Origin of the sequence: uncultured Gimesia sp., assembly GCF_963972345.1 — a bacterium.
GTDB lineage: Bacteria > Planctomycetota > Planctomycetia > Planctomycetales > Planctomycetaceae > Gimesia.
Window position 1 is genome coordinate 1 of record NZ_CAXAVM010000143.1, and the last position, 18,855, is coordinate 18,855.

Below are 18,855 nucleotides of genomic sequence, written 5' to 3' on the forward strand. Positions count from 1 at the left end.
AAGCCAGACCAACGGATTTAGGAGCGACTTCCGTGTGGCGACAATGATGTTCTGTCATGACCAGGTCGGAGATCATCCGCCGTGACTCGCGAATATAAAGCTGATGCGGCCAGCCTCCGTTGTCGAGAAATTCATCTTTGCAGAGACCGTACTGACTGATCTGCTGCCGGACTTTTTCGGGGACGCGCGGATCGGTCTTCAGGAAATGATACAGGCCGCGAGCGTAGTTTTCGTGTTCTTTGATGATTTTCTGACGCTCGGCGTGGCTGGCTTCGGTGTAGCCTTTATTCCCGCCGACGTAGTTCAAACCGAAGTAGGCGGTGTTGAAATCGAATTTGCCGTTGGGAAGTGCATCGTGTTTGGTGAACCAGCGGAGGTCCATGTCATCGCCGGCCTGCTGACAGGCTTTGATATAACGGGCGACGATTTCATACCGGGCAGGATCGTAGTTGGCGGGAGGCTGAATGGGGATGCGGTTGGCGGGTTGGTCGGTAACGCAGAGTCGAAAACAGTAGGCCTGCACACCGGGAGCGGCTTCACCGGGGGTGCCGAGCTCACCTTCTTCAATCAGAGGCAACAGGCCGCTGTCCGGTTTTCCGGGGATGCGATAAGGGTCGAGGGGAATGGAACGGTCCCATAAGCCGCGACGATCTTTGCGGCGACCGATGGCATCGACTTTGCCGAACTTAACCTGGGGGATTTCGTGGTACTGAATGCCATTCAGGGTTTCGTTGTATTGCGAATTGGCTTCGCGGGTCAGCGAGTAAGAGACACCAGCGGCCGCCAGGAGATCGCCTTCGTAGGTGGTGTCGATAAACATCTTCGCGTCGATGCGGGTTCCGTTTTCGGTGATTAAAGTCTGGATGCGGGGGCCATGTTTGATGACTTCTTTCAGTGGTTCTCCTTTAAGAACAGTCACGCCGGCTTGCTTGATCATCTCGTCGAACACCTGTTCGGCGACATGGGGTTCGAGCTGTGTTTCCAGGGTTTTATTGTATTTCTCGCCGATACGCTGATAGAACTCGCGCGCCATGCCGGCGACGGTTGCCGCTTTCCCCATGTCGGAAAAGCTGAGTCCGCCGGAACTCATGCCCCCCAGATGCTGTCCGGGTTCGATGAGTATCGCCTGTTTTCCGAGTCGGGCTGCTTTGACGGCAGCGACAACGCCTCCGGATGTTCCGCCGTAGATGCAGATGTCGACGCTGTGATCGGGCTTGTCAGCAGAGACTGGTTGCAGAAAAAACAGAGAGCAGCAGATAAGAGTGACAGCAATAACGAAGTTGCGAGGCATGGCAGGAACTCAATCTTTCTCGGGGAGCGATACCGGGGTTCAGAGTTAATGACGTCCGTGTGCGGGTCAGTCCTGTGAGATCCATTTCAATGGAAAACGGGCGATTGTCAGGGCGGTTGTGTCATAGCCATTATTTTTGAAGCCGCCATCTTCGTAGAAGCAGTAGATCGAGCCATCGGGCAGCGCTGCCAGATCGCTGTAGCCGCTGATACCCGGTTCGAGAACCCGTTTGCTGGACCAGGTCTGACAGTCGTCGAAGCTGACCTGCAGCGTCAGGTTTTTACGATCGCGATTGGGCGTTCTACGACCGGTTTTGTTTTCCAGGTTATCCGGGTTCGCAAACACAATCGCATTCTCTGGCTGTGATTTACTGGCGGGAACACGCAGGATGCTGGCCATGCAGACCGGTTCCCGGAGTTGGTCGTCAAAACGTTTTCCGGTCCAGTTCGTGGCGCCGTTATCGCTCACGGCGACGAGACGCCGATGCGGATCAGATTCGGTACGGATGTTAACAAGAACCTGATTGTTAAACAGCTGGACGGCGACGGTTTCGCTGGGATTCACAACGGTTTCCCCGGCGACAGTATCCCCCTGTTTTACGATGATGTCACCGCACTGCCAGGTTTTGCCATGATCGTCACTGAAGATGGTAGCGATGCTGGAAGGACGGTGTTTTTTACCACCGGTTGATAACCAGACGGGAACGAGCAGTCGTCCGTTCTGTAACTGGATGCCATGACCGGGACCGGTGGCGATGACATTCCAGTCGTATACTTTGCGGAACTGTTCGAAGACACTGGTGATTTCCACGGGTTTACTGAAGGTCTTGCCGTCGTCTTTACTGTCGATATAAAAACAGCGGCCGTAGTTCTCACAATACAGCAGATGGACCTGGCCTGTTTTAGAATCAGCGAAGGCGACCACATTATTGACGGTGTTTTCTTTCGCATCATGAATCATCTGTGGTGGTTGCCAGGTCTTGCCGCCATCGGTGCTGCGGCGCATGAGAATATCGATGTTGGCCCAGTCACCGGCTGCTTTGCGGGCTTCGCAATAGGCGAGCAGCGTGCCTTGTTTCGTGCTGATGATGCCGGGGATGCGGTAGTGATGGTACTCGCCGTCGCGTGCTTCGAACAGGACCGTCTTCTGCAGATCGTCGGCCTGAGTGTGTTGCAGTGGGGAGAGAATAACAAGCAGTGTGAGGGAGTAATACAGCAGGGAGCGCAGAGGAAGTTGTGTCATTTTACCGGTTTCCCGTCAAAGGTTAATAATATTATTGTTGCGATATTATTATCTCTTTTGTAATATTATAAAACTGCTGAGAGAAATGAAAGCATAAAACGCATTTTTTCAAACGAATGAGTGACCTCTATGAAACCGGCGATTGTGGATCTGGCCGAACGGATTCAGACTGATATTCAAACCCGCAAACTAAAACCCGGCGATCCCTATTTTACAACCAGTGAGACCGCCCGCTCGTTTCAAGTGAGCGGTACGACTGCGAACCGGGCGTTGCAGTTACTGACGCAGCGTCGCATTCTGGTTCGCAAGCAGCGCGCGGGAACGTTCATTGCCGAATCGGATGCAGAACAGTCACACAGTCTGAAGTGTGTGCACCTGGTCGTGCATCAGAAGTTTCTGGAACGCGAAGGCTTGCTCGCTGATGGGATTGTGATTGGCATTCAGCGGGAACTGCCGGATGCGGAATTGCAGTTCAATTTTCTGCCTCATCGGGAGGAAGAAGCATATGTGGAAGAGATCGTCAATCGTGCGTTGAAGTCAAGCGAGCCGGAAGGCTTTGTATTACAGCGGGCGCAGGTGGGAGTACAGCGAATTCTGCAAGAGAGTGGTCTTCCTGCTGTGGTGAACGGTTTGCTGCAGCCTTCGATTACCGGGCTGGCCCGGATTGACCGCGACCAGGAACAGATTGGTCGTCTGTTGATTGAGGAACTGCTGCGCAAGAAGTGCGCACGCATACTGGTTGTACTGCGGGATCAGGTGACGGCGGGAGATCATCAGATGTTGGATGCGATTCAGCGGGAGCTGAAAGCGGCAGGTTTTGGTCTGGATCAACTCTGTATTCGCTGTCTTCCCGCAGATGATCGGGCGATTCAGGCGGCGGCATTAGAGGTTATCAAAAATTCAACCGGTAAACTGGGAGTGTTATGTCGTTCTGAACCGGCAGCGCGGGCGATTGCGGACTGTTTCTCGATCGAATCTATTCCTGTCAGTAGACGTCCGGTGCTGGTTGTCGCTGACCGGTTTGCCCGGGAGCAGGTAAGCTGCCCGTTTCCCTGCATCCGCGCCTGCCTTTCTCCCGTCGCTTACGGAGAGGAGATTGGCAGAATGCTGATTCGACAGGTGAATGGAGAAGACGCGCAGTCCATGGATACTCGCGTTACCGTGGAACTGGTTCAGCCGGAATAGGAACCCCCGGTAGCGATTACGCTCGAAGCCGGCTTACCTCGCGCAGCCCGAGAGATCCATAATCGGCTGTTCGCCCTGGATGGAAATGGTTTTAATCCCGGCTGCGTTCAGATCGATGCAGTTCAGGTTGATCATTTTAATCGTGCTGTCTTCGTAGGTACGAAAGTAGTAATGTAAATTCTTCAGATCCGAAACCGCGGTCCACAGAGTGTAGTCAGCAGTGACTTTGCCATTCTCGTCACCGCGGGCAGCTCCTTTGGGAATATCGAACTGGTTGAGAATGTGAAATACCTGCAAAACCCCTGCTCTGGCTGTTGGTACCGGAAAGGCACTCGCAGAAAAGGCTACGGCACGGACAAACCGGGAAGGTGGTGTGAAGTCGCCGGGGAGTCCGAGCATGCCACTCCCTTGTCCGAGTCCCTTGATGATCTGGTTTTTGATTTCGATCTGGGAAACATTGTTCGTCAATAGATTGACATAATTTCCCAGGTTGGTCATATGCCAGTCAAAAGCAGGCGAGTTGGTAAATACTCCGAGCGGGTTCTGGAATAGATTCAACTTACCGTCGACATATTCCAGGACAATCGATTTTCCGCTGGCATCGGTAGCGATGTAGTGGAATGGGGGGACACCTCCCAGTTCGGGCATGACGGTCTTGCCGACTTTGATCTGTTTGATTTTCTCGGTTACTTCTGCGACGGTCGCACAACTGCCCAGCAGATATACGGGAACTTCGAGCGGGCTGATCGTATTGGAAATCTCCTGTTCGGAAACATCCTGAAAGCCGGCATAACCAGGAAAGTAAAAGATGCCGACATGCAACCCTTTTTCGTTGATGCCGTCGGCAATGAAGGGCAGGTCAAACGCATTCATTCCGACCATGCCATATTGCGTATTCCACTGCAGTCCCTGTCTGTTATCGGGGGCGGTCCCGACGTAAGCATGATTGCGAGGAACAATAATGATATTCGAATGCAGATTCTGGGCGAATTCGAGAGTGCGACCAAAGATGACAGATCCATCTTCAGGATTAACGGTGATTCCTGTACAAGCCTGGCTGGTAGCGGGAGCGAAAACGATGAGAGAAATCAGTCCGAGAATGGCAATGGTATGGGTGAAACGTTTCAAAAAAATCTCCCGTGTCTCTATATAATTACAGGTGTGAATCGTGCGATGTCTTGATCGATTTTGAGGGGTTCTACTCAATTCGCGAGCCTTGTGCTGCGAGAGTCGGCCCGCAGGCTTTATATCCTTCGACTGTCTGGTGGCAATAATTAAACGAAGGAGAAAGTCAGCGGCGAAAACTTCAGAAGTGAGAGTGAGGGTAACGGCAAATCAGATTGATCCGTCTGAGCGACATACAACGAAACCCTGCCAGCTGGTTTGCAGTGTGTTTACAAGACAGCCCGGGTCAACGGAGTTTCCCGCTGTGATGCTCTGGTGTTAATAGAGTCAGAAAACAATGAAATTACTGTGACTGTTTTCCATCGCGGAGCATCTCTCTCGCGGCGTTGCGACCGCAGGCTCCCATAACGCCGCCTCCCGGATGTGCGGCACTGCCACACAGGTAGAGCCCCTTGATGGGGGTGCGATAATCGCTCCAGCCGGGCACCGGACGCATATTGTATAACTGATGGGCGGGCATGGCTCCCTGAAAGATATTACCGCCTGTCAGGCTGAAAGTTCGCTCCAGATCGAGTGGTGACAGTACCTGACGATGCAGAACTGACGCAGGCACATTCGGTGCAAATTCGGCAATACGATTTATACAGCGATCGGCAAAGTCTTCTTTGATCTCATCCCAGTTACCGCTGGCCAACTGGTAGGGGGCGTATTGCACAAACAGTGAGAGGAGATGCTGGCCGGGAGGCGCCAGCGTACTGTCGACGGCTGAGGGAATCGTCATTTCAATAATGGGCTTTTGTGATGGGACGCCGTACTTGGCATCATCGTAGGCTCGTTCGATCTCTTCACAGGTGGCGCCAATATGGATGGTTCCCCGATGCTGTGGCTGCGGTTCCTGATTGCCGGGCAGACAGGTGAAATCGGGCAGTTCACTGACGGCAACATTAATCTTCATGCTGGCGCTGCTGTAGTCAATCCGGCTGACTGCTTTCTCAAATGAACCGGGAAGCGTGCCCGCAGGGATCAGTTTTTCGAATGTCACATGCGCATCGGCGTTCGAAGCGACGCAGCGGGTCGTGATGGCTTCACCGTTGGAGAGCCGGACACCAGATATCTGCTGGTCCGTGATGAGGATTTCTTCCACCGAGATACCCGTGCGGATTTCGACGCCTGCTGCTTTCGCTGAGGCTGCCATCGCCTGGCTCAAAGCTCCCATGCCTCCTTCCACATAACCCCAGACGCCACGTGCGCCGCCGGCGGATCCCATCACGTGGTGCAGTAACACATAGGCGGTTCCCGGAGCGGACGGCGGTTGAAAAGTGCCGATGATCGCATCGGTGGCCAGTGTTGCTTTGAGGATATCAGATTCAAACCAGCGGTTCAGAATGGGGAGTGCGGGGCCGGTAAGCAGTTCGATGGCTTCAGGGATCGTCTCACCCAGCTGTTTGAGTGACTGATGTAACTGGTAGGCCGTTTTGGTGTCGCGGAGTTTCTTTCTGAAACCGACGGAGCGCCAGCTGGCCGGTAATGGCAGCAGATCGGGGGGCGTCTGGATGAGAGCGGGCTCCAGGCACTCGGCGATTTTTTCCAGCATCGCTTCATAACGGGGGAACTGTTCCGCATCGCGTGTGCTGAACTGTGCGATCTGTTCCTGATTCTGTTTCAGATCGGGGCCGAGTAATAACGATCTGCCATCGGTCCCGGGGGTGAATGAACTGGGATTACGCGGCAGCACACGATAACCATGCCGGGCCAGTTGCATTTCCTGTTCGACTTCGGGCAGGAGCAGACTGACCAGGTAAGAAGCGGTAGAAACTTTAAAACCGGGCCAGAGATTTTCGGTCACGCTGGCACCGCCGACCAGTTCACGACGTTCGAGAACGAGAATTTTCCAGCCCCGTTTTGCCAGCTGATGGGCGCACACCAGACCGTTATGCCCTGCTCCGATAATCACACAATCGTACATGGATGTTGTTTCCGGTAGAGAAAGGAATCTATTTACTGAGCAGGTTGTATTATGAAAAAACTGCGGGGATGTGCCAGTGTGCGAATAAATCGATCGCGAGCGCATCACATTTAGCCAGAGCGTCTCCCATCAATAATATACAGTTCAAAGGACACTTGAGACGTTACAGTCAAACTGTCTACAGTCGAGCGGGTGAGAACCGTATCTTAAAAAATGAGTTCGATTTCTGGTAGAGTGTGTACAGTCGCTCTGGAGCCGGTTATGATCTGCTTTGTACTTCAATTTCAAAGAAACTCATGAACTTATTTCGGAAATAGCAAGGATGGAAATGAATCGAATTCGGTTCTCAATCATATTAATGCTGGGAGTATTCTTAGTGGTCGGCTGTGGAAGATCTGCGTCTCCGCCCAAAGCAGCGGCTCCGATGAGTCCCGAGGAAAACGCACTTGACATTGTGACAGCCATCTACAAGATCAGTGCTGAGGTAAAGAAAAAAGTGCCTCAGCACTGGGAAGATCTGGAAACGTATGCAGCCAGCTTACAGGATCCCGCTCGACAGAACGCCCTGGATGCGATCGAGAAAATCAAAAGCTTGAACTATCAGGTTACCTGGGGTATAGATGGAAAATTGCTACAGGAACAAAATGCCAAGGCGAACGAGTACGTGATCTTCGAATCCCCGGACGGCCATCTGAAATCGACCTACGGTGGCGTGATTCTGAAAGCAGATCCTGTGGAAGATAAAGATGAGAAAAAACTGGATCAATCGGAGTCCGACAAAGAGCAGACAGACGCCGCGTCTGCACAATAACTGAGCGGCTTGAAGGCGCTCACTTTTTCCCGCCAGCGGATGGCGATTTCGATCTAATTTTAGTAACGACAAAAAAATCTGATAACGGGTGAACTCATGCGACTGATTTCTCTGCTGTGCTTACTGTTCTGTGTTCTGCTTACCCCGGTTTCTGCTGCGGATTTGAAACTGGAAAAGATCGAAGGCGCTAAACCTAAAAATGTGGTTTTCATCCTGGCCGATGATCATCGTTATGATGTGATGGGTTTTCTGGGACATCCCTGGGTGGAGACCCCGGCAATGGATGCGCTGGCGAAAGAGGGTGTCTACTTCAAAAATGCGATGGTCACGACATCGCTCTGTTCGCCCAGTCGTGCATCGATTTTAACCGGTCAGTACATGCATAATCATGGAGTCGTGGATAACAACGTATCAGCGAAACCGGGCACGATCTTCTTCCCCCAGTATCTGCAGCAGGCAGGCTACCAGACCGGATTCTTCGGTAAATGGCATATGGGGGGGCACTCGGATGATCCGCGCCCCGGTTTTGATAAGTGGATCTCTTTTCGCGGCCAAGGACATTATTATCCGCCGGAACATCTGAAAAACTGGTCGCTGAATATCGATGGGAAATCGGTGCCTCAAAAAGGCTATATCACGGATGAGCTGACGGATTACGCCATCGAATGGCTGGATGATACGGTGAAACCGAGTGGTAAACCGTTCTTTGTATATCTGTCCCATAAAGGGGTGCACGGGATGTTCCATCCGGCGGAGCGACACGCGGGGCGTTACAAAGACAAGTCGATGCCGATTCCCAAAACGATGGAAAACACTTCGGAGAATTACTTCAACAAGCCGATGTGGCTCAAGAATCAGCGGAACAGCTGGCATGGTGTCGATTTTGCCTATCACCAGGATACGGACATCGAAGAGCATTATCGTCTGTATTGTGAAGCTCTGTTGAGTGTGGATGAATCGATTGCCCGTGTAAGGAAATGGCTGAAAGACAACGGTCTGGCGGAGAATACCCTGGTGATGTATATGGGAGACAACGGTTTCCAGTGGGGCGAACATGGTCTCATCGACAAACGGACCGCTTATGAGGCCTCCATGCGAGTTCCCCTGGTGGGGGTCTGTCCTGGTTTGTGGAAACCGGGAACGGTGATCAACGAAGTGGTAGCGAATATCGATATTGGTCCGACGATCCTGGCGGCAGCCGGATTGAAGACACCACCCCAGATGGATGGTCAAAGCTTTCTGCAACTGGCCGCCGGCAAGATGCCTGCGAAAGACTGGCGACAGAATATTCTCTACGAATATTACTGGGAATACAATTTTCCCCAGACGCCAACCACGTTTGCGCTGCGAACGCCGCGGTATAAATTCATTCAATATCATGGCATCTGGGATATTGATGAACTCTATGATATGGAGAAAGATCCCCACGAAGAGCACAATCTGATCTTCGACAAGGACCAGCAGAAACGTATTCAGAACATGCGGGCGGACCTGCACCAGATTCTGGAGAAAGCAGATGCCGACCGGGTCCCGTTCAGCCACAAGCGTCGTATGGGGGCTAACCTGCGGCTTAAAAGTGGTGCGAAGCCAGCAGATTTTCCAGCCGAACTGATGAGAGAAAAGGATGCGAAGAACTGATCCCTGGCAAATGACTGTATTTATATTTCATGAATAATTGTTTCACATGGTTGTCGTTCTCAAAAAAAGATTGTCAGTTTCGTTTCCATGATTTAAAATAACCCTCAGGAGATTGTGGGCCATTCGTCCTGGCATATGTGTTTTCAGTTCGATGTACCAGAAGAGGGGGAACGGAAATGAAGGAGTATTATTACCAGGAACCGCGCACCCAGTTTGAGAAATGTCCCGGTTGTCAGGCGGACATTGAACGGGACGCGGATCAGTGTCGATTTTGCGACTGTAAGATGGTGCCTGAGCAGCAGTCAGATCGGGATTCGTACTCTCTGCGCCGTGCTGAACTGGATGAATCACCCGGTAATATTTTGGTGATGCTGACTTTGAACATCGTGATCAGTGTGGCTGGCTTCTTTGTTACTGCTACTGATCGACTGCCTGAAAATCCATCACTTGACCATGAATTCCGCCTGTCTGAGCAGAACCAGGATTATGCGGCCAGTCTGTTTTTTCAGAAGAAATCCGGATCAGAAGAGCGATTCGATTCGCGATTAAATTGTGGCACCGTGACGAAATCCACTGTTCCGAGTCAGGACAAGCGTCACTGAAACAAAGTGATTTCTGTAAAATTCAGTGCTGAGATGGCGCCGTGATTCCAATCTGTCGACTATCACTGGGGTTGCGCAGCAGATTAAACAGAGATAACCCATCTTGACAGATCGGGTGAGTTCAGCGACATTCCGGGGAGTCATTCCACCGTTAGTATTAGTTCTACTCCGGGACAGAAAATGGATTCGCTGCCCCTCGATCACCCACGCCTGAAAAAAAATAACTTCGATCTCCTCCGCCTGCTGCTGGCGTCGACGGTCTGCCTGGTGCATGCCTATGAAGTTTCCGACTTTGCTCAGCTGGCAACTCTGGCAGGTATTCTGTCCTCGAAGGTTGCTGTACAGGGCTTTTTTGTAGTCAGTGGTTTCCTGATCGTCATGAGTTATGAGCGATCTTCCTCGCTGAAATCCTATGCCAGTAAACGGGTACGACGGATTTATCCGGCTTATTTCACCGTAATCATATTGTCTGCGGTTTTTCTGGTACTGATGAGTCAGAAAACGGTTGAGGAGTATTACTCACTGGCATGGTTGAAATACCTGGTTGCTAACCTGACGTTTTTGAACTTTGTGCAACCTTCCCTGCCGGGAGTTTTTGATGCGAATAAATTTGATGTCGTTAACGGTGCATTGTGGACATTGAAAGTCGAAGCGATGTTTTATATGGCGGTGCCCGTGCTCGTCTATTTTTTCAGGCGTTTTCCCAGATTGCCGCTCCTGATTGTGATTTACCTGCTTTCGATTGCCTACAGCGAATTTCTGCTGTCAGCTTCTGGAAGGACGGGGGTGGAGTTCTACTCGCGACTGGCGCGACAACTGCCGGGTCAGATGTGCTTCTTTATGGCAGGGGCAACTTTGTTTTATTATCTGAAGTTCTTCGAGCAACACATCAAAGCGTTTACCGCTGCTGCTGCTGTGATTCTCGTAGTGGACTGGGTTGTGCTTCCCCTGCCCTGGTTGCAGCCGGCAGCGCTGGCGTCGCTGGTTGTCTTTTTCGGGTTGTTTCTCTATGCAGGAAACTTCGGGAAGTATGGAGATTTTTCTTATGGAGTTTACATCCTGCATTTTCCCATTCTGCAGTTACTGCTGAATTCGGGCTGGTTTGCAGAACGCCCGTGGCTGTTTCTGTTGACCACCATCGGACTGACCGCGGTGGGGGCAGTTCTGATGTGGAATCTGGTTGAGAAACGCTTCCTGTTACGCAGCAGTCATTATGTCGCCGCGGTCGAAGCGTCTGAAGATAAGCTGACGGTTCGGCAACCCGCCAGCCTGTCCGCCGAGTAATTCTATTTCGATTTCAAATCGAAGTTGAAAGTGTTATCGCCTTCTTTGACCTCAGCTGTCAATTCAGTCTCGTTGTTATACTTGGCAGGTACCAGTTGCTCCCCTGCCTGCTCCGGGTCATCCGGCATCTTGCTGATCATCACTTTGTGAGTCCCTTGCGTAGCACCTGAAGCTTCCGAATTATATTCGAGCGTGTAAGCGCCATCACTTTCCGTGGTTGCACTGGAAGTGTGGCGTCGCCCATTGTCTGAAACCTGTTGCGGTTCGAAAATAATTTTTGCACCATCGAGTGGTGCGCCATCTAATGTAACGACTCCAGAAACGGATGCCAGATCAGGAATTGGTTCGCCCCCACTGCCAAAGCAGCCTGAGAGAGAAAAGATCAACATGGTATAAAGTACAGAGTGAAATCGTTGTGGTATGGAAAAATTGAGCATGATATAACTAAATCTAATTTAAAGAAGATTGAGAGGTTGAAACTATCTGCCGTCTGTGATTCAGGATTAGAAATACCGCGATGGCAATATACCATCGCGGTAAATCAGACGATAGACAGTAGGAATAAGAGAGAGAACAGACCGTTAGAATTCGGGAATGATCTCTCCGCCTCTGACAGAAATCATAGCCTGAACTACTCCCAGACGGTCGACATTTTCGCTAAGGAAACGCACGGCACCGTCGGCCAAAAGGATGTGTCCGCCGCCGACATGAAAGCTGCCTGCCCCCCAGGCATATTGTTTTCCACCGCTGTTGTCGAAGTTCAAGGTATAACCAGAACTTCCTGCTGCAATGTAAAAAGTGTGAGTTGCTGCATTCCAGTAAGGACCATAACTGGTTGAGGTCTTTATCAACTGTGTTTCACAAAGAACCATAGTATTACTGGTTCCGTCAGTAATATCTCGGAATTTGGCAGCGCCGTTAGGCCCAAGTGTTCCTTTTGCTAAACTTGTATTAGAGCCCCAACTGCCTAGACCCGGTGTACTACCGGCTACGCTCGTAGTGTGGCTCACAACTCCATAGCTGGTACGCCAGCCGGGGCTTACATAATAAGCAGAAGATGTGGTTGAGTTTGATTGATTACCGGGGTCTGAGGGGCATAGAAAAACGGGGACGGGTGATTTCACAACAGAATACTGGTCTGTAGTGACAGTTCCTGTGCAACTAGTTCCATGATTAGCACGACCGCTGGGGAGGCTCCAGTTATACAGATTATAGATATTGGCCTGATCAATGAATGGCAGGATCATCTGGTAGCAAGTGTGATTCAACAGGATGCCAGTCGTGCCGTGTACATTATTGCAACCGTTAAGACCAGCGTTAATAGTGGCTGGTGGAAATACGCGATGAGTGTCGTGATAGTTGTGTAGAGCCAGGCCCATTTGTTTCAGATTGTTTTTACAGGTACTGCGGGTAGCAGGAGTGCGATTAAGATGGCGATGATCGCAATCACCACCAGAAGTTCAATCAGTGTGAAACCGTGTCGTCTTGAGTTGAGGGTGCGCATGAAAGTGCCTTTTAGAGAAAGAGAATAACGAAATAGAATTCAGAAGAATGGACGTGACTGGTATTTCGTTAATGAGAGCGCGTAATTAGCGAAATGAGTTTGGCTCCGAATAAGTAAAGAATTCTTAACAGAGCTAATAAATTATGTGCGGGAGATGAAGGTCCCACAAGGTTATTCATAAATAAATCTAATTAAAATCTGGGATTTGCTTGAACGTTTTTGGTCCCTCTAAAAGATGTCGTAGTAAAGTGAAGTATACAAAGAGGTTAGTGGTGAACTTGTGGCGCTGTTCAAGGGTGGTTTTCGCGAGGGGACAACCCCAAAACAAGTAGCTGGCAACGGTATCAAATAAAGAGTGACTTAGTAGAAATTGAATCGTGAAACATCGGGAAGGTGTTAACACGAGGAGATAAATCCGTTACTTTCCTGTCGTTTCTGTAAATGTGTATGGGTAACCGAACTCCAGGAATTAAGCAGGACAAAAATGGTCCGTCTCATTTATCAACTCTCTGAACTGGATTCCTCTTTTGTTTCACAGGCGGGGGGCAAAGGTGCTTCGCTGGGAGAACTGATGCGGGCACAAGCTCCCGTTCCCCCTGGCTTTGTCGTAACGAGTTCTGCGTTTCGCACCTATTTTTCTTCCGAACAAATCCAGCGTCCGGTGCTTGAAACCATACAGGCATTGAAAGCCGGTCAGATTGATCTTTCTCTGGCTCACCAGCGCATTAAATCCTGTATTGAAGCTGTTGAATTGCCAGTTGAACTCTGTGAAGCCGTACAGAAGGCAGCGGATCAATTAGCGGCTCCACGTGTTTCGGTTCGATCGAGTGCCACTTGTGAAGACAGTGCGACCAGTGCCTGGGCGGGGCAACTGGAGACATTTCTGAATGTCTCTCCCGCAGAAATAATTGAGAAAATCAGGAGTTGCTGGCTGTCCCTGTTCAGCGAGTCTGCGTTGTCGTATGGCGGGCGTCATGGGTTCTCTACTGGCGAGATTTCTGTGGCAGTGGTCGTGCAACAGATGGTAGACAGTGAAATCTCTGGCATCGGATTTTCAGTCCATCCAGTCACTCAAGAACCTGGTATTCAATTAATCGAAGCCTGTCTGGGACAGGGAGAAGCAATTGTTTCCGGGAGAATCACGCCGGATCAGTTTATTGTCGAACGAGGTTCACAGCAGATTCTGGAATCAATCACTGGTAATCAGAAAGAAGCGTTGTGGATTCGTGAGGACACCTCGAAACCGGTCTGGCAGAAACTTGATGGTCGTGGCAGGCAACCGAAAATTACGTTGCAGCAGGTTGCTGAGTACTCCGCCCTGCTGCACCGGTTGCAAACGCATTACGGTCATCCCATTGATACTGAGTGGGCCATTCAGGATGGGAACTTCCAGGTGTTGCAGGCGCGGCCGATCACAACCCTGGCGGCGGAATATGACCAGAAGCTGATTGATGATTCGCAGGGATGGCAGTTTACCGTTCGTCGTCCTTTTTTTCTGCTGGCTGCCTCAATTTTACCCTACTGGCTGGATGCAAAGCATGCAGACAATACTCTCGGCGGTCACCTGAATGAGGCATTGCTGATTCAGGATGAGACCGGGCTGATGAATCTGTTTTATCCTCATGCTTCCAGTGAAGCATTTTTCGAGCGTATCGGCGACCTGTTCCAGAATCACCGGGAGCAGCTCATCCGCATTCTACGATATGGACTTGGAATTTATGCACAGGCTTCCCCCGTGATTGAACAGGGCCTGGGCGGGTTTGAAAATTTCACAGAACTGGAAGACCTGTTTGCAGACATTGCCCAGCATACAACGGTCTTCCCTGCCTGGGTTCTGATTTATATTGAAACACATCAGATTGACGATCCTGAAGTAAGATCTCTGGCAGAGCAGATTCGCTCCCATTCCCTGTATCCGGTAATCGAACGAAATATCCTGCAACCCCTGGCGTTTCAGACTGCTGAGCAACTCGGCTTTGCAGAGCCGGATCGCGCCTGTGAATTGATCTTGTGGAGCGAATTGAAAGCGGGAACGGTGACCTGCGAACTTTTGGAATCTCGATACGAGGCAATCCGGGAGGGAAAGCGGTTCATTTTCCAGGTCATTAATGGGCAGGAAACATTTCACCTTGTTTCTCAGACCGGATATTTACTGACGCGACTGGCGAAGCAGCGAAAATTGCAGGCTTGTACTGACTCAAATGAGCTGACAGGTCAGGTCGCGTGGCCGGGAATCTTTCGGGGCAAGGCGCGGGTTGTGCTCAGCCTGGATGCGCTGGGGCAGACAATCTCACCTGATGAAATTCTGGTTTCCATTCAGTCCAATCCGGCATTGATGCCTTTACTGCAACAGTGTGGTGCGATTGTGACCGATGATGGCGGGATTGCCTGTCATGCCGCGATTCTGGCCCGGGAGCTGAAAAAGCCGACATTAATCGGTACACGTGAGGCAACCTTGAGAATTCAGACCGGGGACCTGATTGAGATCGACACCTACGCGCAGGTTGTACGAATTCTGGAGAAACAGCAGTCGTAAAAAAACACTGATACCCGTTCGGCATCAGTGTTTTCAAATGGGGATGACAGGACTTGAACCTGCACGCCTTGCGGCACTAGATCCTAAATCTAGCGTGTCTGCCAATTCCACCACATCCCCGGATGGAGTTACTTTCAGTGGGAATACTAACGGTTTCCGGTAATTGATACAAATCGGAGGAGAGAAAAAAGTCGGACTTTCAGCGGGATTCCCGAAGATTTCGGCGTTCGTTCCCGCAGAGTCTGAGACAGCTTCCTCGCATTATTCCGTGGACGGATCCGTGTCGGATGATTCGTTTTCTTCTTCCTGTTCCAGTTTCGAAATCTGATCGCGCAGAGAGGCGGCGACCTCGTAATTTTCCTCAGCCACCGCAGCGGTCAACTCCCGACGCAGTTTAATCAGATTGTACTGCTGCTGACTCGACGTGGGAGCCCGCTTGGGAAACTTGCCGATATGTTCGCAGGCACCATGGATATTTTCCAGGAGCTGAATCAGGGGCTCGCGGAACGCGATGTAGTCATGTGGACAGCCCAGGCGCCCTTCACTGCGAAATTCCTGGAACGTGATTCCGCAGTTGGGGCATTCCAGTTCCTCATCGAGTTCCAGGTCCTGTGAATTCAATTCGATCAGCGTGGCTTCATCCTGTGGTTCCCATTCGTCTGAAGGGGCCTGGCCACTGATATATTCCTGAAAATGTTCTTCGCAGAAATGGAGTGCCTGTGCCTGCCCGTTTTGAATTTCGGTCAGGTGGTAGACGGCGGGTTTATTACAGACTCTGCATTTTTTCATGGTCAAAACTTTTGGATTTCGGACTGATAAGGCTTCGCTGAACAGGAAACGTCTCACCTCTATTCCGATTCTATACGAACCGGCAGCGGGGCTCAATCGCGATTCCCAAATTGATTTCAATCCGGATGAGCAGACGGCGATTCACCGATGTCGACTATGCTGCAGGCCTGGATAATGTTCAATCCCAGCTCACTGGACTTCTGAAGCAACTCAGGACTTTCGCTGCCCGGGTTGAACCAGACTTCGTCGGCTCCTTTCGCCTTGATTTCTTCCAGTAGGCCGATCCCGATCTGCGGGGGAACATACACGCTGATCCGATTCAGATGCACTTCGGGAAGTTCGGCCAGACTTGAGTAGGCAGTTAATCCCTCAATGTGTTTTTCTGTCGGATGCACGGGGAAAACATCATATCCCTGTTTCAAATGAGCGCGGACCGATTTATTTCCGTATTTCTGACGGTCCGTACTGGCTCCAATGATCGCGACTGTCTGCTTTGGCATGCCTAATCCTATTTTTTCAATGAGGAAACAAACTCGTCATAATGCTTTTGTACTTCTGACTGTGAAGGTGCTTTTCCTTCACTGACAATCACCCGGTACTTCATTTCCAGAGGTTTGCTTTCATCGAACTTCGTAGCGAAGAAGGCACCGAATCGACCGTAGGGACGTTCGGAATAACGCGACGGTTTGGGGACGCCGGGGTCTTCCATGTATTCCACGTTGTAGCGTTTGCCGTCGATTTCGTAAGACATGGCAAACCAGCCCAGGTTGATGTGGCCATCAGGATCCGTTTTATCAGAGACCTGAACCGGAGCAGTCTGCTGGGGAAAACCTTCGGGGCGTACATATGTGGCATTGTTGGATTCGGCGACGTCTTGTGCAGCCCGGAACTGGAATCCGGCGTGCTGGCGGTCCCCTTCCAGAACAATTTCGCCTCGCTTGCTTTCCAACTGGGTCTGCCAGTCGATCTGCCAGGCAGGGAATTTCGAGTTGGCGACATCAATGGGAGTGACCGTTACTTTGCGGGTTTCAATGATCACCGGCTTTCCCTCACCGTCTTCCCAGCGGATTTCGGAAGTCATGGTGCCTTCCTTCGGGCCCCCTTTCATTTCCAGCATTTTTTCGTGCCGCAGATGCGCGCCGTTTTTACAGTGCCAGAAATCGAGTTCTTTGCCAGCAAATTTCGTTTTATTCCATCCGACATACAAACCACGGTGGTGTGTGTATTTTCCGCCGGGGCCTTTTGTGATGACTTCTCTGCTGCCAGGTCCGTAGACGTGGTGAAAGACTTTGTAAGTGTCGTGAAAACTCTGTTTAGACGAGTCGTCATAGGGATAGACGTACTGCAGGACAGGATTGCCATTGAAGTACAGATCAGCCACTTTCTTCTCAGGCTGATCTTTCCAGGTGAAGCCCGATTTCTCACTGGCGTGCAGGCCTGCGGTAACTGAAAAGAGGGACAACAGGAGAATGGAGAGAACAGAAAGACGCTTCATAGCAGGTTCCATGGATGTTAGTTGTTGAATGTAAAGTCTGTTGCAATCAGAATGACTCATAAAAAATCCCGTATTCCGGGGAGGAATACGGGATTGGAATCGTCCGGTGCCGGGTTTAACCCGCGTTGGAATCAGGATTATTTTTAGGTGGTTTCCCGTCGACCCAGGGGCCCGCGAGAGTCATGTAGCTGGGCTCTTCCAAGACACTTCCTTTATCGCCGGCTTTCCAGCCTGGGATGTGTTTGGGCTTCTGCCGTGCTTCTGACATGGCTTCCCATTTTTTCGACCAGCTGCCATCCCCTTCTGTGATCTTGTGGGTATCTGCATCGAAGTGGTAGACCTTACCATTACGATAGCTGTTTGATCCCATATTGACCACGGCGATTGCTGCCGCACCCAGATCAGGTGGGTTGTTACACTTGCTCTGATCGTTGGCCTGCATTGCTTCGACCCAGTTCTTGAAGTGGGCATAGGTCGTATCTTTAATCTGAGCGACATCGATCCGCTGCTGTTTCAGGGAACTGTCGCGCGTAACCTGAGGCCGTTCGGGAATGAAATCATACCCGTCAAAACCTTCGCCATTGCCAAAGACAAATGAACCATTGTGCCCGCGGATGATCTGCTTGATGCGGGTTTCCTGGTTACACATGGTGGCATTCACCAGTCCCTGGACCCCTTCATTGAAGTCAGCAGCAACCGTGGCCACATCGGGAACGTCGCGGCCGTCGTATTCCAGGTACAGCCCCCCTGCTCCGACAACGCGACCGGGGTAACGCAGTCCGGTTGCTTTGAGCATGGCGGTGGTTCTGTGGACGAACAGGTCAGTAAACATGCCGGAACCGAAGGGCCAGAATCGACGCCACTGGGCGTAGACAGCACGGTCGAACGGCTGGTATTCGGCCAGACCTTCTTTGGTTCCCAGCCAGAGGTTCCAGTCAATGTTCTGTGGGTTCATCTCTTTTTTCAGAGCGTAATACCGCCACTGTCCCATTGAGGAATTACGGAAGTATTCAGTCTGGAACTGGAGCACTTTACCCAGTTGACCCTCCTGCAGACGGGCCCGTACGTCATCCCAGACAGGGAGACTGGTGGACTGCACGCCGACCTGCATGATTTTGCCCGTCTTCTTCCAGGTATCCACGACCTCCAGGGCTTCTTCGACTTTCTTTGTCATCGGTTTTTCACAGTAGACGTGCAAACCAGCGTTCATGGAGTCGATTGTCTGTTTGGCGTGCCAGTGGTCGGGAGTTCCGATACAGACGGCATCCAGTTTTTCTTTTTCGAGCATGTCACGGTAATCGACGTAGGCAGCGACGTCATTTCCCAGCTCTTTTTTGATATAATTAGCGGTGCGGTCCCGATGTTCCGAATACACATCAGCGACGGC

At 51.1% G+C, this 18,855-nt stretch carries 17 protein-coding genes and 1 tRNA gene; 6 read left to right on the forward strand and 12 right to left on the reverse strand.

The window, feature by feature from the left end:
• Positions 1-1,291, reverse strand: a 1,291-nt coding sequence (locus AACZ40_RS20425) for an FAD-dependent oxidoreductase (RefSeq protein WP_339675648.1), incomplete at its 3' end; no start/stop codon positions are given.
• Between the two features lie 66 nt (positions 1,292-1,357).
• Positions 1,358-2,533, reverse strand: coding sequence for a sialidase family protein (locus tag AACZ40_RS20430; RefSeq protein WP_291178971.1), 1,176 nt, complete (start codon positions 2,531-2,533; stop codon positions 1,358-1,360).
• Positions 2,534-2,662: 129 nt separating this feature from the next.
• Here AACZ40_RS20430 and AACZ40_RS20435 point away from each other — a divergent pair, with 129 nt between their 5' ends.
• Positions 2,663-3,718: a GntR family transcriptional regulator gene (locus AACZ40_RS20435; protein WP_291178974.1), complete on the forward strand. Its 1,056-nt coding sequence runs from the start codon at positions 2,663-2,665 to the stop codon at positions 3,716-3,718.
• 33 nt (positions 3,719-3,751) lie between these two features.
• Here AACZ40_RS20435 and AACZ40_RS20440 read toward each other — a convergent pair whose 3' ends face one another.
• Positions 3,752-4,846 (reverse strand): choloylglycine hydrolase family protein, encoded by a 1,095-nt coding sequence (locus AACZ40_RS20440; protein WP_291178977.1) that lies wholly within the window; start codon positions 4,844-4,846, stop codon positions 3,752-3,754.
• A gap of 340 nt (positions 4,847-5,186) precedes the next feature.
• Entirely contained in the window at positions 5,187-6,809 is a 1,623-nt protein-coding gene (locus tag AACZ40_RS20445) for an NAD(P)/FAD-dependent oxidoreductase (protein WP_339675650.1), read from the reverse strand.
• A 328-nt stretch (positions 6,810-7,137) separates the two neighbouring features.
• On the opposite strand from AACZ40_RS20445, the gene AACZ40_RS20450 reads away from it, so the two are divergent.
• The 4 genes from AACZ40_RS20450 to AACZ40_RS20465 all read left to right on the forward strand — a co-directional run bounded on the left by AACZ40_RS20450 (position 7,138) and on the right by AACZ40_RS20465 (position 11,144).
• Positions 7,138-7,620 (forward strand): hypothetical protein, encoded by a 483-nt coding sequence (locus AACZ40_RS20450; RefSeq protein WP_291178983.1) that lies wholly within the window; start codon positions 7,138-7,140, stop codon positions 7,618-7,620.
• A 96-nt stretch (positions 7,621-7,716) separates the two neighbouring features.
• The gene (locus AACZ40_RS20455; protein ID WP_291178986.1) at positions 7,717-9,258 is read left to right on the forward strand and encodes a sulfatase; all 1,542 of its coding nucleotides are present in this window, start codon (positions 7,717-7,719) and stop codon (positions 9,256-9,258) included.
• Between the two features lie 176 nt (positions 9,259-9,434).
• A complete protein-coding gene (locus AACZ40_RS20460) occupies positions 9,435-9,860 on the forward strand; it encodes a hypothetical protein (protein WP_291178989.1) in 426 nt (141 codons plus the stop codon).
• A 180-nt stretch (positions 9,861-10,040) separates the two neighbouring features.
• Positions 10,041-11,144 (forward strand): acyltransferase, encoded by a 1,104-nt coding sequence (locus AACZ40_RS20465; RefSeq protein ID WP_291178991.1) that lies wholly within the window; start codon positions 10,041-10,043, stop codon positions 11,142-11,144.
• A 2-nt stretch (positions 11,145-11,146) separates the two neighbouring features.
• On the opposite strand, the gene AACZ40_RS20470 is transcribed toward AACZ40_RS20465, so the two are convergent.
• The 3 genes from AACZ40_RS20470 to AACZ40_RS20480 all read right to left on the reverse strand — a co-directional run bounded on the left by AACZ40_RS20470 (position 11,147) and on the right by AACZ40_RS20480 (position 12,648).
• Entirely contained in the window at positions 11,147-11,533 is a 387-nt protein-coding gene (locus AACZ40_RS20470; protein ID WP_291178993.1) for a carboxypeptidase-like regulatory domain-containing protein, read from the reverse strand.
• 192 nt (positions 11,534-11,725) lie between these two features.
• On the reverse strand, positions 11,726-12,523 hold the full coding sequence (locus AACZ40_RS20475; protein WP_291178995.1) for a DUF1559 domain-containing protein: 798 nt from the start codon (positions 12,521-12,523) through the stop codon (positions 11,726-11,728).
• Between the two features lie 5 nt (positions 12,524-12,528).
• Complete coding sequence (locus tag AACZ40_RS20480) at positions 12,529-12,648, reverse strand: prepilin-type N-terminal cleavage/methylation domain-containing protein (RefSeq protein ID WP_291178998.1); 120 nt, start codon at positions 12,646-12,648, stop codon at positions 12,529-12,531.
• A gap of 484 nt (positions 12,649-13,132) precedes the next feature.
• Between AACZ40_RS20480 and AACZ40_RS20485 the strand changes: the two genes are divergently transcribed.
• Positions 13,133-15,184: a PEP/pyruvate-binding domain-containing protein gene (locus AACZ40_RS20485; RefSeq protein ID WP_291179001.1), complete on the forward strand. Its 2,052-nt coding sequence runs from the start codon at positions 13,133-13,135 to the stop codon at positions 15,182-15,184.
• Positions 15,185-15,222: 38 nt separating this feature from the next.
• Here AACZ40_RS20485 and AACZ40_RS20490 read toward each other — a convergent pair.
• The 5 genes from AACZ40_RS20490 to AACZ40_RS20510 all read right to left on the reverse strand — a co-directional run.
• A tRNA-Leu gene (locus AACZ40_RS20490) sits at positions 15,223-15,304 on the reverse strand.
• A gap of 141 nt (positions 15,305-15,445) precedes the next feature.
• Complete coding sequence (locus AACZ40_RS20495) at positions 15,446-15,973, reverse strand: UvrB/UvrC motif-containing protein (RefSeq protein WP_291179004.1); 528 nt, start codon at positions 15,971-15,973, stop codon at positions 15,446-15,448.
• 116 nt (positions 15,974-16,089) lie between these two features.
• Positions 16,090-16,473, reverse strand: coding sequence for a CoA-binding protein (locus AACZ40_RS20500; protein ID WP_291179007.1), 384 nt, complete (start codon positions 16,471-16,473; stop codon positions 16,090-16,092).
• 8 nt (positions 16,474-16,481) lie between these two features.
• On the reverse strand, positions 16,482-17,468 hold the full coding sequence (locus tag AACZ40_RS20505) for a DUF6807 family protein (RefSeq protein WP_291179010.1): 987 nt from the start codon (positions 17,466-17,468) through the stop codon (positions 16,482-16,484).
• Between the two features lie 115 nt (positions 17,469-17,583).
• Positions 17,584-18,855: Gfo/Idh/MocA family oxidoreductase (locus AACZ40_RS20510; protein ID WP_339675659.1), on the reverse strand; the 1,272-nt coding region annotated here is incomplete at its 5' end.

Bases quoted from the DNA above. Each gene is read 5' to 3' on its own strand.
- AACZ40_RS20430 (WP_291178971.1), bottom strand. From the start codon at position 2,533: ATGACACAACTTCCTCTGCGCTCCCTGCTGTATTACTCCCTCACACTG.
- AACZ40_RS20435 (WP_291178974.1), top strand. From the start codon at position 2,663: ATGAAACCGGCGATTGTGGATCTGGCCGAACGGATTCAGACTGATATT.
- AACZ40_RS20445 (WP_339675650.1), bottom strand. From the start codon at position 6,809: ATGTACGATTGTGTGATTATCGGAGCAGGGCATAACGGTCTGGTGTGC.
- AACZ40_RS20450 (WP_291178983.1), top strand. From the start codon at position 7,138: ATGAATCGAATTCGGTTCTCAATCATATTAATGCTGGGAGTATTCTTA.
- AACZ40_RS20455 (WP_291178986.1), top strand. From the start codon at position 7,717: ATGCGACTGATTTCTCTGCTGTGCTTACTGTTCTGTGTTCTGCTTACC.
- AACZ40_RS20460 (WP_291178989.1), top strand. From the start codon at position 9,435: ATGAAGGAGTATTATTACCAGGAACCGCGCACCCAGTTTGAGAAATGT.
- AACZ40_RS20465 (WP_291178991.1), top strand. From the start codon at position 10,041: ATGGATTCGCTGCCCCTCGATCACCCACGCCTGAAAAAAAATAACTTC.
- AACZ40_RS20470 (WP_291178993.1), bottom strand. From the start codon at position 11,533: ATGTTGATCTTTTCTCTCTCAGGCTGCTTTGGCAGTGGGGGCGAACCA.
- AACZ40_RS20475 (WP_291178995.1), bottom strand. From the start codon at position 12,523: ATGGGCCTGGCTCTACACAACTATCACGACACTCATCGCGTATTTCCA.
- AACZ40_RS20480 (WP_291178998.1), bottom strand. From the start codon at position 12,648: ATGCGCACCCTCAACTCAAGACGACACGGTTTCACACTGATTGAACTT.
- AACZ40_RS20485 (WP_291179001.1), top strand. From the start codon at position 13,133: ATGGTCCGTCTCATTTATCAACTCTCTGAACTGGATTCCTCTTTTGTT.
- AACZ40_RS20495 (WP_291179004.1), bottom strand. From the start codon at position 15,973: ATGAAAAAATGCAGAGTCTGTAATAAACCCGCCGTCTACCACCTGACC.
- AACZ40_RS20500 (WP_291179007.1), bottom strand. From the start codon at position 16,473: ATGCCAAAGCAGACAGTCGCGATCATTGGAGCCAGTACGGACCGTCAG.
- AACZ40_RS20505 (WP_291179010.1), bottom strand. From the start codon at position 17,468: ATGAAGCGTCTTTCTGTTCTCTCCATTCTCCTGTTGTCCCTCTTTTCA.